At 39.2% G+C, this 12,001-nt stretch carries 9 protein-coding genes; 2 read left to right on the plus strand and 7 right to left on the minus strand.

Going from position 1 to position 12,001, the window contains the following annotated elements; genetic code table 11:
- Nucleotides 1-329: 329 nt before the first annotated feature.
- Nucleotides 330-1,481, plus strand: a complete 1,152-nt coding sequence (locus MKL51_RS09965) for an acyl-CoA dehydrogenase family protein (RefSeq protein WP_017481539.1) — start codon at nt 330-332, stop codon at nt 1,479-1,481.
- 61 nt (nt 1,482-1,542) lie between these two features.
- Nucleotides 1,543-2,793 carry an MFS transporter gene (locus MKL51_RS09970; RefSeq protein WP_017481538.1) on the plus strand — a complete coding sequence of 417 codons (1,251 nt, stop codon included), beginning with the start codon at nt 1,543-1,545 and terminating at the stop codon, nt 2,791-2,793.
- Nucleotides 2,794-3,017: 224 nt separating this feature from the next.
- Here the strand turns inward: MKL51_RS09970 and phnX are convergent, their stop codons facing one another.
- The 7 genes from phnX to MKL51_RS10005 form a co-directional block, all read right to left on the minus strand.
- A complete protein-coding gene (phnX, locus tag MKL51_RS09975) occupies nt 3,018-3,833 on the minus strand; it encodes a phosphonoacetaldehyde hydrolase (protein ID WP_017481537.1) in 816 nt (271 codons plus the stop codon).
- A 27-nt stretch (nt 3,834-3,860) separates the two neighbouring features.
- Nucleotides 3,861-5,048, minus strand: a complete 1,188-nt coding sequence (gene phnW / locus MKL51_RS09980) for a 2-aminoethylphosphonate--pyruvate transaminase (RefSeq protein WP_017481536.1) — start codon at nt 5,046-5,048, stop codon at nt 3,861-3,863.
- A 26-nt stretch (nt 5,049-5,074) separates the two neighbouring features.
- The gene (locus MKL51_RS09985; protein ID WP_017481535.1) at nt 5,075-6,229 is read right to left on the minus strand and encodes a TIGR03364 family FAD-dependent oxidoreductase; all 1,155 of its coding nucleotides are present in this window, start codon (nt 6,227-6,229) and stop codon (nt 5,075-5,077) included.
- Between the two features lie 102 nt (nt 6,230-6,331).
- Nucleotides 6,332-8,041: a putative 2-aminoethylphosphonate ABC transporter permease subunit gene (locus MKL51_RS09990; RefSeq protein WP_057090073.1), complete on the minus strand. Its 1,710-nt coding sequence runs from the start codon at nt 8,039-8,041 to the stop codon at nt 6,332-6,334.
- A complete protein-coding gene (locus MKL51_RS09995; protein WP_270904287.1) occupies nt 8,035-9,237 on the minus strand; it encodes an ABC transporter ATP-binding protein in 1,203 nt (400 codons plus the stop codon). Before MKL51_RS09995 ends, MKL51_RS09990 begins: the two co-directional genes overlap by 7 nt.
- Before the next feature lie 22 nt (nt 9,238-9,259).
- The gene (locus tag MKL51_RS10000; RefSeq protein ID WP_017481531.1) at nt 9,260-10,297 is read right to left on the minus strand and encodes a putative 2-aminoethylphosphonate ABC transporter substrate-binding protein; all 1,038 of its coding nucleotides are present in this window, start codon (nt 10,295-10,297) and stop codon (nt 9,260-9,262) included.
- Nucleotides 10,298-10,388: 91 nt separating this feature from the next.
- A complete protein-coding gene (locus MKL51_RS10005; protein WP_017481530.1) occupies nt 10,389-11,111 on the minus strand; it encodes a UTRA domain-containing protein in 723 nt (240 codons plus the stop codon).
- Between the last annotated feature and the right edge of the window lie 890 nt (nt 11,112-12,001).

Here is a 12,001-nt window from a genome sequence, read left to right on the forward strand (position 1 = left end):
TCATCCCACTATATTTTGTGACTTATTTCCTATAGGAAAACTTATCCATTTAAAATTTCGCATAGCGATATATATTTTTAATATACACAGCTCTTTTTAAAAATCAAACTTTAATTTTCCACTAAAAATAATGATTTTTTATAAGAAAATATAGCTCAAATAAATCAATAAATTAGCCAAACATAAATCAACAACAAAGTATCGCATTGCGAAATTAATTTTCAAAATATATTGTTTTGCGTTCATCGTTTGATTACTATCGCTTCAAATATTGGTGATTTTACGAACATCACATTGATGTTTTCTGCATGTAGTAAAAGGACGAGACTATGATTCGTGATCAGGAAACCTTAGATCAACTTGTTGATATGATTCGACAATTTGTTGAAGGTGTATTAATTCCTCATGAGAATGAAGTCGCTGAAACGGATGAAATTCCTCAAGATATTGTTGAGCAAATGAAAGCTCTCGGTTTATTTGGTTTAACCATTCCTGAAGAGTACGAAGGTCTTGGCCTGACGATGGAAGAAGAAGTCTATGTGGCTTTTGAATTAGGCCGTACCTCTCCTGCTTTTCGCTCTCTCATTGGAACCAATAATGGCATTGGCTCAAGTGGCCTGATTATTGATGGGACCGAAGCACAAAAATCATTTTTCTTGCCACGTTTAGCACGTGGTGAAGTGATTAGTTCTTTTTGCTTAACCGAACCGGATGCAGGCTCTGATGCTGCCTCTTTAAAAACCAGCGCTGTAAAAGATGGCGATTTTTATGTGTTGAATGGCACCAAACGTTTTATTACCAATGCACCTCATGCTGGTGTATTTACAGTCATGGCTCGTACAAACTTTGATATTAAAGGTGCTGGGGGCATTTCTGCTTTTATTGTCGATAGCCAAACTCCAGGGATTTTTCTTGGCAAGCGCGATAAAAAAATGGGGCAAAAAGGCGCACATACCTGTGACGTTATTTTTGAAAATTGTCGCATCCCTGCTTCAACGCTCATTGGTGGTGTAGAAGGTGTCGGTTTTAAAACGGCCATGAAAGTACTCGATAAAGGCCGTTTGCATATTGCTGCCCTGAGTGTCGGCGCAGCAACACGAATGCTAGACGATTCTTTAAATTACGCCATCGAACGCAAGCAATTTGGACAACCGATTGCCGAATTTCAACTCATTCAAGCCATGCTTGCCGACTCAAAAGCTGAAATTTATGCCGCTAAATGTATGGTCTTAGACGCTGCACGCCTACGCGATGCAGGGCAAAACGTTAGCACTGAAGCTTCTTGCGCAAAAATGTTTGCAACCGAAATGTGTGGCCGCGTTGCTGATCGTTGTGTACAGATTCACGGCGGTGCGGGTTATATCAGTGAATATGCCATTGAACGTTTTTATCGAGATGTTCGTCTGTTCCGTCTTTATGAAGGGACCACTCAAATTCAACAAATGATTATTGCCCGAAACATGATTCGCGCTGCGTCTTAATCAAGTTTTAAGCACTTTAAAACGATTTGAAGTGCTTTTTATCAAATGTAGGTAATGGATTATGGCTACAAATTACAAAGAAGGTCTTTCTCGTATACAGCCTCATACGTGGAAAATAGCTTTTATTTTTGCTTTTCTAGCACTGTTGGTAGATGGTGCAGATTTGATGCTACTGTCTTATAGCTTAAATAGTATTAAGGCAGATTTTGGATTAAGTTCAGTACAAGCAGGTATGCTTGGCAGTTTCACATTGGCAGGCATGGCTGTTGGTGGAATTTTTGGGGGATGGGCATGCGATAAATTTGGTCGTGTGCGCATTGTGGTTATTTCTATTTTAACTTTCTCGCTCCTCACCTGTGGCTTAGGTTTCACCCAAAGCTTTCTTCAGTTTGGTATTTTAAGATTTTTTGCATCACTGGGTTTGGGTTCACTTTATATTGCCTGTAATACCCTCATGGCCGAATATGTTCCAACCCGTTATCGCACAACAGTACTGGGCACACTACAAGCTGGCTGGACCGTCGGCTATATTGTTGCGACCTTGCTTGCAGGTTGGATTATTCCTGATCATGGCTGGCGTATGCTGTTTTATGTTGCGATCATTCCTGTTGTTATTGCTTTCCTCATGCATGTGCTTGTACCGGAACCAGAAGCATGGCAAAAGTCTCGACTACAACAACCAGTTGTGGCTCAAAATGCTCAAAAAACCTCGGCATTTAAGCTTATTTTCCAAGATAAACGAAACCGTAATATGTTTATCCTATGGGCGCTAACGGCAGGCTTTTTACAGTTTGGCTACTATGGCGTAAATAACTGGATGCCTTCATATCTAGAAAGCGAACTGGGTATGAAATTTAAGGAAATGACTGCCTATATGGTAGGTACATATACCGCCATGATTTTAGGTAAAGTCCTTGCGGGCATGATGGCAGATAAATTAGGACGTCGTTTTACCTATGCTTTTGGTGCAATCGGTACTGCTATTTTCCTACCTTTAATTGTTTTTTATAACTCACCAAGCAACATTCTATATTTACTGGTCACTTTTGGTTTCCTCTACGGCATCCCTTATGGCGTAAATGCAACCTACATGACCGAAAGCTTTGCAACAGCAATCCGCGGTACAGCCATTGGTGGTGCTTATAACGTTGGACGTTTAGGTGCTGCTTTGGCTCCTGCAACGATTGGTTTCTTAGCCTCTGGCGGCTCAATTGGTTTAGGTTTTGTCGTGATGGGCGCTGCCTACCTGATTTGTGGTGTGATACCAGCCCTATTCATTAAAGAAAAATTATACGACCCTCAAAAGTCGTAAAAGATCCATCACAAAAAATACTATAGGTCTTATGACTATAGGATTGATGGTCTAACGATCTAAACATGTGTTTTAGATGGTTAGCAGGAAATAAGGAATTTACTCTTCAAAGTTACTCTTTATTTCCCCATATGTAGAGTTTATTACTCTTCATTTTAATTTTTTAGGTAAGCTTAGCTCCCAAGGGAGCTAAGCTTAAAAAAAATATTGACCTAAACATTTGTTTAAGGTCGTTCACCCTGCCCCAAACGGCGTTCAATATCATCGAGTACATTTGGCAAATCAGCGACACTATCAATCACATAGTGAGCCCCAGACGCATTCATTTTTTGGTATGCCTTATCTTTTAGAACAATCTGTTCATCGACCGATAGTGCACTCCACTCTTCATAGCTTAAACCGACTTCATTACCACTAACTGCAAGTCCTACTGTCCAGCATCCGGCATTTAAACCTTCATCAATACCCACCACAGTATCATCTACTTTTACAACGGTTTTGATGTCAGATACGTCGAGTTGAATTAAGTTTTTCCATAACATTTCAGGATATGGACGGCCATATTTCACGTCGCTGGCAGTAACGATACAGTCCGGTCGGTAACCCTGGTCAGCAGCATCTTTGACCAAGCGGCCAATCATCATGGACGCATAACCCGTGTTACTCCCAATTTTTGCACCACGCTTTTTAATATTTTCAAACGTTTCCAATGCGCCCGGAATTAAAGCAGAACATGTTGGAATAGAATTTAACTGATACGGAATAAAGTCTTTATATAAACGGTCAATATCTGCTTCAGTTGCAGCTTGCCCATATACTTCCTGCCATGCAGCTGCGACACGCGGCATTTTTAAAACGGCAGCAATATGGTCACGTTTTTCTAAACCCATTGGTTCACGTGCTTCTTCAACCGTAATTTCAATTTTATTGTCTTTAAACAAAGCCATAAAAGCCAAAATTGGTGCGCGTGATCCAAAATCTACAGTTGTACCTGCCCAGTCAAAAACTACAGCCTGAATTTGTGTATTGTTGGTTGTCATGATGTATTCCCTTTAATTTAATAAAAATTATGCTGTTACAGCTTGATTGAGATGGTTTTGACAGTAGCTCGCAATCGCAGCAAGAAGCCCTTCAATGTCGTGAATATAAACTTCTCCAATATTGCCAATACGGAAACAATTAAGGTCAGTGACTTTGCCCGGATAAATTACATAACCTGATTTTTTCAACGTTTCATAAAATGACTGGAAGCTAAATGTCTCGGCTGTTGGGTAAAGAAAAGTAGTAATGATGGGTGATTGTGGGCACTCTTTACCGAGCACCAATTCAAAGCCCAGTTGTTGCATACCTTGCGATAAGGTTTGTTGGTTCTGTAAATAACGTTGATAACGTGCAGCAACTCCCCCTTCGACTTCAAGCTCAAGCAATGCTTGATAAAATGCACGTACCACATGGGTTGGCGAGGTAAAACGCCATTTACCGTTATGCTGCTCCATTGTGTTCCACTGGTCATACAAATCGAGACTGACCGAACGAGCCAAGCCTTTACATGCTTCTAGGCAATCACGCTTTGCCAAAATAAACCCAAAGCCCGGAACACCTTGAATACATTTATTTGCACTTGAAATTAGAAAATCAATTTCAAGCTCAGCCATATCCATAGGTACTCCACCAAATGAACTCATGGCATCTACAATCCAGATTTTTCCTGCCGCTTTAACTAAACGGCCTATCTCTTGGATCGGGTTTAAAATACCAGTGGTAGTTTCACAGTGCACACAAGCAACATGGCTAATAGTTTTATCTTTTAAAACACGCTCAACTTCTTGTAAATCTGGTGTTTGGGTTTCTAAATAGTTCAGCTCGATCACTTCAATATTTAGGCAACGCGCCATTTGCACCATACGTGCACCGTATGCGCCGTTATTAATGATCAAGATTTTGCCATCACGTGGAATAGCTGAACCAAGCACAGACTCCACAGCAAAACTACCACTGCCTTGCATTAACACAGCCGTATATTTTTCAGGCTGACTGGTTGCCAAATTGACCAATCGAGAGCGGATATCTTGTACAAGCGAATTATATTCTTGGTCCCAAGTACACCAGTCTTTTTGCATAGCACGGCGTACTGTTGCCGATGTTGATAATGGTCCTGGTGTGAGAAGCAAATACTTGTTCTCTAAATCCATATCGAGTTGGGGTTGCATGTTCATAATGGTACTCATTTCTTTCACGTTCATTTCAATATACATCAATCTGGTTTAAACCAGATGACAAACTAGTAAATATTTTGTTCTAATATTTCTTTCATAAATCCAGCCCCTGTGGTCATACCTTTGCCAGCAATTGCACTCACCAGAAAGATATTTTTTTCAGCTTCAGTGACACAGGCCAACTCATCTTCATGAGTCAGGTAATAACCATTCCAACGTTTTTGAATTGGAGGTAAAGTCAGCCCTAATTTTTCATGGCAGTAAGCTTGGATAAATTCATTAATCTCTTCACGCTGCTCGAACTGAGGCGGTTCATTAATCGGATGGTATTCGTGACTATCGCCCACGATCAGTTCACCAAATTCGTTTTGTTTAATCAGAATATGAATACCGAATTCTTTAATGAAACCTTGTTGTGACGCTTTAACTAGCTCAGCATGACTTGGGCAAATTTCAAAAGCCGGATAACGTGAAATAGATAAGCCTGAATAAAGAGAAGCATTTAATTTTTGTTGAAATGGTTGAGTCAGTGCCATTTGTAAGCCACAACGTTTCAATTTCAAACTTTGCAGCAGTTCTGGATATAAAACATCGATAACTTCACCGTGACAGATCAAAACTTTATTTGCCCGATAAGTCACTCCACTCGCCAAACGAACCAGACAACTTTCATATTGATATTGGGTTTGAACGACACAAGCATTGGTATAAATCTTTACGCCTTTTCTTTCGGCATATGCCAATAGTCGCTGCCCAATCACATGTGGTTCGACCGAATAATCTTCCTCAAAAACCAAGCCGCCTTGAAACTGCTGTTCGGGATTTAAATAAGAAAATTGGGTGACCAGTTCATCATGACTTCGTAAATAAACTGGAATTTGGTAATTATTTGCACGCTCGGCAAACTCATTTAAAACCTGCCATTCAAGTGCAGTGTTTGCCAGATAAACACCTTGGCGTTGAGCAAACGAAATATCGGTTTCAGCTTGAATTCGCTGATAAAAAGAACGCGTTTCAAGCGCGTACTTTCGCCACTGTTGCTCTGGATGGGTTAATGTCGAAGTTCCGACCATGCCGAAATTACGGCGAGTTGCCCCCACTGGTTGAGCATTTTTCTCGAAGATACAAACTTTTAAGCCTTGTTCTTGTGCCTGTATGGCAGCGGATAGACCTAAAATACCGGCTCCGACAACAATTAAATCAAACTGTGCGTTATTCATAAGACTTCCAATTTGCGAAATTTAGGATGAATAAACCCTTGCCTTGTTGAACAAAGCATTTTCATTTCAGTCGGTTAAATAAAAATTGTGTTTAGCTAAAACTTAGTGAGCGCTTTCACGCCATTGCTGACTTCGTGCCATAATTTTTCGGGTAAATAACCAGTGAATGAGTTTTACAACACATGATGTGGTTAAAATTAGAGTGCTCATCGCAACAGCAGCAACCGTGTCTCCCGCATCATCCATATTTAAAACGGCTACCGCCGCTAAACTGGTGTCTGGTGAATAGAGGAAAATGGCAGCCGACACAGTGGTCATGGCATTCACAAAAACATAGACCGACACATCACATAGCGCTGGAAAACACATGGGCAAATATACTTTCCAAAAGGTTTTCCACTTTGATGTTCCTAGAGTTTCCGCCGCCTGATCGAGCTGTAGCGGAATCTGTTTAATGGCATTGGTTAAAGTCAGATGTGGCACAGTGTAATAATGCACCATGGTTGAAATCACCAAAATGGTCATGGTTCCATACAGCACATTTATCGGATTACTTTGCTGGTTAAAAAACAAAATATAAGCAATACCTAGCACCAACCCCGGCACAGCGAGTGGCAGTAAAACCAAAGCCTGTACATAATTTTTAATGAGTGGATGTGCCTTAAAACGTTCGGTTAATAACGCCACCATAAAAATCAGTGCTGTTCCAAAAACCGTACTAAAGAGTGCCATGCGAACCGAGTTAAAGTACGCTGCCCAACCGCCGCCATCGACATATTCAAAACTGTAATGTGCTAAGGTCAAAGACAAATCATAAGGCCAAGACTGAATGAATGAAGCCAGCACTGCCGTAAAGATAATCAGTAAAATCACACCTGAAACTAAACCACAAAATAAGCCCAGAACGACTTCAAGTTTTTTATTCGATGCTGAAACATAAGGTTTAGCCTGAAAAGCTTGAAACCGTGCATGGCGTTTGCTTTGAATACGATCGCAAATGAATACAAAAACTGCTGGTAACAACAATAAGATGGAAATCACTGCACCCATGCTCATATTTTGCTGACCAATAATCTGTTTATAGACATCAAGCGCCATCATGTTAAATGAACCGCCAATGACTTTTGGAATCCCAAAATCGGTCAGTACATAAATAAAAGCCACCAGACTTGCACTAATAAGCCCATAGCGAATTGCAGGTAATGTGACGTGATAATGCGTCTTCCAGATATTTTTGCCGAGCGACAAAGACGCCTCAATTAAACGCTGATCGACACTGCGAAAAGACACCATCATCAACATCAAAATTGCCGGAAATAGCCAAAAGCAGTAGCTGATTAAAATACCGATTGGGCCATAAATTTGTATATCGCCCAGCAAAGGTTTAAACACACCTTGCTTACCAAATAAATAAACCAATGCCAAAGAAGGCAAAAGTGATGGCGCTAAAATCGGTAAAAAAGCGACTACTTTAAAGAAGCCTTTGCCTTTAATATTCACATTGGTCAGGGCAAAAGCATAAATACTGGCAAGCAATACTGTAATGACAGTAGCAGCACAAGCAACCCACACCGAGTTAAATATAGAACTGAGTAAAGCTGGACTTGCAAAATAGTTATAAAAATTTTCAAGACCAACAAAATTTTGATTTTCATCAAAAAATGCAGTTTCAAATAACATGATTAAAGGAGCAATAATCGCTAAAGTCAAAGCGATTGCGACCATAGCCAAAGCAATATTTGATCTTAATGAATATTCAGTTTTTCGACGCGGCTGTGTTTTTAAAACCGCTGAAGCAGCTTCATTTAACATAGTGCGTATCCTTGTTCGTCAAAGACATGAATGAGCTGATTAGGCACTTTTATAAACATGAGTTCTTGCAAAGATTTGAACTTGGTACTTTCAATTTCAATTTGCAACAGGTGTTTTGCCTGCTCAATTCCATCGATATGAATAGCGCAAAACAAACGACGCTTGGCGCCCAAAAATTCAGTGCTTAATACTTTAACTGACAAATACAACGACTCTTTATCACTACCAAAATCATCAACCAACTCGACAGCTTCGGGTCTAAAACCAATGCTGTAATTTTCCCCAGCTTTAAGTTTTTGTTGCTCTAAATTTAGAGGAATAAAACCTAAAACCTCGAGCTGATTGGCGACTGAACAAGTGGCAGTTAAAAAGTTCATGGTGCCAATAAACTTGGCAACGAATTGGGTTTGTGGCTTGTAGTAAATATTGTGCGGTGTATCAATTTGCTCAATAACGCCATGATTCATCACTACCACACGGTCAGAAATGCTTAATGCTTCTTCTTGATCGTGTGTGACCATAATAGTGGGCAAATTAAGCTGCGATTGAATCGAACGGATCTTTTGTCTTAGGTTTAGACGTACCTGAGCATCGAGTGCGGACAATGGTTCATCCAGCAGTAAAATATCTGGATTCGGCGCAATTGCTCGAGCAAGCGCAACACGTTGCTGCTGCCCGCCTGACAATTGGTTTGGATATTTTTTAGCAATATCAGGTAATTCAATCAGTTCCAATAATTGCTGAACCCTTTGGCTACGCTGTGCCTTATCCCACTTTTTTTTATCTAAGCCAAACGCAATATTTTCTTCAACGTTTAAGTTTGGAAATAACGCATAGTTCTGAAACACAATGCCACAGTGACGCTTTTCAGCACTTAGCAATGTAATGTCTGCGCCTTTTTTTATAACCTTTCCATAATCAGGTTTTTCTAAACCCGCAATTATGCGCAGCAATGTGGTTTTACCGCACCCTGAAGGCCCTAAAAAGCTCACGAACTCGCCTGCTTTCAGGTCTAAATTAATATGCGTTAGGGCCTGAAAGTGTTGGAACTTTTTTTGAATATCCACCACTTCTAAAACTGAGGGGCCATGTTCAGGATATTTATAGGTCGTTAAGGTCGACAATAAATGCCCTGCTAACTCGCCCTTTTGGTTTTGACCTAGCAGCGATGATTGCAACGACGAAGGAATTTGCATAATGAAGCCCTTATCCAAAAGATCACTTTTCAAAACGCTTTGACCATTCAGCCAAAATACGTTCACGCTGCTCGGCCGCCCAATAAAAATCATTTTTTACGAGCATTTGAGGAAGATTTTTCGGGAAGTCCATAGTGGTATTTTTAATGCCTTTATAGGCCACCATTGAAAAGTTATGGGCATAGGCTTCATTTGCCGCTTTGCTTACCGACCAATTTATAAATTTTTGCGCGCTACTTAATTTCTTGGTTCCTTTCATAATTGCTGAAGCTTCCATTTCCCAGCCTAAACCTTCAGTTGGATAAACCACTTCTAAAGGCGCGCCCTCTGCTTTTAATTTAAATGCCGGATAACCGAAAGAAACACCAATTGGGATTTCGCCCTGTGCTGCCATCTTGCAAGGTTTTGAACCCGAGTGAGGATATTGGGAAATGTTTTTATCCAAAGCTTGCATATAGTCCCATGCCTGCTTTTCGCCCCAAATTTGCATCCAAGCCGTGACATCTAAATAGCCTGTGCCACTCGAAGCCGGATTTGGCATCACAATCAGGTTTTTATAAATGGGATTGGTTAAATCTTTCCAAGTTTTTGGAATTGGTAACTTACGCTTTTCTAATTCGACTTTATTTACACAAATTGCAGATTCCCATGCATCCATACCCGTCCACGTCGGAACAGATTTTTGACTTACAAATATTGGTTTTAAATTTTGCACACCTTCAGGTTGGAAAGGCTCAAGCATGTCTTTCTTTTCCATGACCAGCAAACTGGTTAAAGCCACACCAAAAACCACATCCGCTTGTGGGTTTTTCTGCTCTGCCAAAAGTTTAGCGGTGATCACCCCTGTTGAATCACGTACCCATTTTACTTTTAGCTCTGGATAGGCTTTGTGTAATTCTTCTTGGTATTGCTTAAGTTGGTCGGCTTCCACTGCCGTATAGACTGTAATTTCTTCTGATTGTTTTGATGTTGCTGATGAACATCCCATTTGAATAGCGACCACTACACCTAAAACTGATGCAGTGCCAAGTTTAATTGTCTGTTGAACATACTGTTTCATCTGCAAACCATCGAATGCAATTATTTGATGATCGTATTTCAACAGGTTTATATGACAGTTTAATTAATCTGGTTTAAACCAGATTGTATTTTTATGCTCGCGCCTCGAAATGTAAATCTAAAACATCATGTAGCCAATATTCTTGGTCAACATCGGTAATCACGCCCTCTTCATTTCTGTTGCTACGGCAAATATATAAACCAAGGGCGCCCACATTGACATGCAGTGCTTTGGCCTGCTGTTCCGATAAAGCGGTTGGATAGAGGTTAATATCGGCTCTGGTGATATGGCAGTTATATTGATTTGCCATCAGTAAAGTAATCGATTGCTTGAGATCATGAGTTAAAAACTCAGGAAAAAGCTCGGCATTCACCCGTAAATGCTCAACCAAAACAGGTCGACCATTAATACAACGACGTCGCCAAACTGAATAAATCGGATGCCCTTTTTCAACTTTTAAATGCTTAGCATCCCAAGAAGTAGCCTGAGTCAATTCACTCGAAATCACTTCTGTCGAAGGTTCATAGCCTTGTTCAATCACAAACTGATTAAAGTTTTTGGTAGATTGAGGGTGATAAATAATACGCGGAGAGCGAACATACCAACCACGGCGGTCTAAACGATAAATCAAACCATCGGTTTCCAAAGCCAGCAAAGCTTCACGCGCAGCCACGCGAGTAGTTTGGAATTGTTCAGAAAGCACTCTTTCTGATGGGAGTTTTACGTGGGCTTCTAATACGCCAGATTCAATATCGTGGGCAATTGCATCGCGAATAGGAATATATTTAGGTATGCGAGCTTGGTCCTGTTCCATACAAACTTAGAATTTATAAATAAAGAAATTAATAGCAATATACTGAAAAAATGTGACAAAAGCTTTTATTAATGCTGATCTTTTAAGCAAAATGTGTCCTATTCCCCGCTTTTTTCCAATTCATTTTTTCATAAAAAATGGTGGGTGTACCAATGGCTTCGAAAATCTTTCCTTAGCTCATTTGTTCATCAAGAAAAATCGGCATGGCATAGCCATTACATCATATTTAGTTAGACACTTTTTAAGATAAAAATTCATATTTCTGTACGGACTCTTACACAGGAATTGATGGTTTGCACTAAAAATCAATATCAGCCCTCCTATATTACATCCTTGTAGAATTAGAATAATATGATCAAGAAAAAGCCAAACTATTCTGAGCAATAAAAAAACATACTCATCATCTTATATTTATAAAGTCTTAATACAAAATTATTCATTTAATAAAAACTAAAATATTAAGAAAATTACTTAACCTCAAAACAGACATAAAATTTTAATTTAACTAAAACCTTAAACAATAAATCGAATTAAAAAAAGAATATAAGACATACTAGCTCATTTATTACACAAAACAAAAATCAAAAACTTGCGGCTAAATACCATCCAATTATTCATTCAATCTAATTAATATTTTATTTATAAAATTTAAATTAACTTATGAAAAACTATTAAATATGACATTAGACGCTTAAAAATTGACTCAAAATAATTCACAACTTCTAAACAGCTTTAACGAGCAACAAACAAACCAATGAAAAATATAGTTATTTTAATTTTTTGTATTCTATTGAATAAAATTACGGTTCTTTATTTCACCAATTTTTTATATTTTACCAACCGATAAAAAATACAATCCAATTTATTTAAAAAAATAAAAAAATCTTTTG

The organism is Acinetobacter sp. AOR18_HL, assembly GCF_027855145.1.
GTDB lineage: Bacteria > Pseudomonadota > Gammaproteobacteria > Pseudomonadales > Moraxellaceae > Acinetobacter > Acinetobacter pittii.

Coding starts and splice junctions, on each gene's coding strand:
- MKL51_RS09965 (WP_017481539.1), top strand. CDS start 330: ATGATTCGTGATCAGGAAACCTTAGATCAACTTGTTGATATGATTCGA.
- MKL51_RS09970 (WP_017481538.1), top strand. CDS start 1,543: ATGGCTACAAATTACAAAGAAGGTCTTTCTCGTATACAGCCTCATACG.
- phnX (WP_017481537.1), bottom strand. CDS start 3,833: ATGACAACCAACAATACACAAATTCAGGCTGTAGTTTTTGACTGGGCA.
- phnW (WP_017481536.1), bottom strand. CDS start 5,048: ATGTATATTGAAATGAACGTGAAAGAAATGAGTACCATTATGAACATG.
- MKL51_RS09985 (WP_017481535.1), bottom strand. CDS start 6,229: ATGAATAACGCACAGTTTGATTTAATTGTTGTCGGAGCCGGTATTTTA.
- MKL51_RS09990 (WP_057090073.1), bottom strand. CDS start 8,041: ATGTTAAATGAAGCTGCTTCAGCGGTTTTAAAAACACAGCCGCGTCGA.
- MKL51_RS09995 (WP_270904287.1), bottom strand. CDS start 9,237: ATGCAAATTCCTTCGTCGTTGCAATCATCGCTGCTAGGTCAAAACCAA.
- MKL51_RS10000 (WP_017481531.1), bottom strand. CDS start 10,297: ATGAAACAGTATGTTCAACAGACAATTAAACTTGGCACTGCATCAGTT.
- MKL51_RS10005 (WP_017481530.1), bottom strand. CDS start 11,111: ATGGAACAGGACCAAGCTCGCATACCTAAATATATTCCTATTCGCGAT.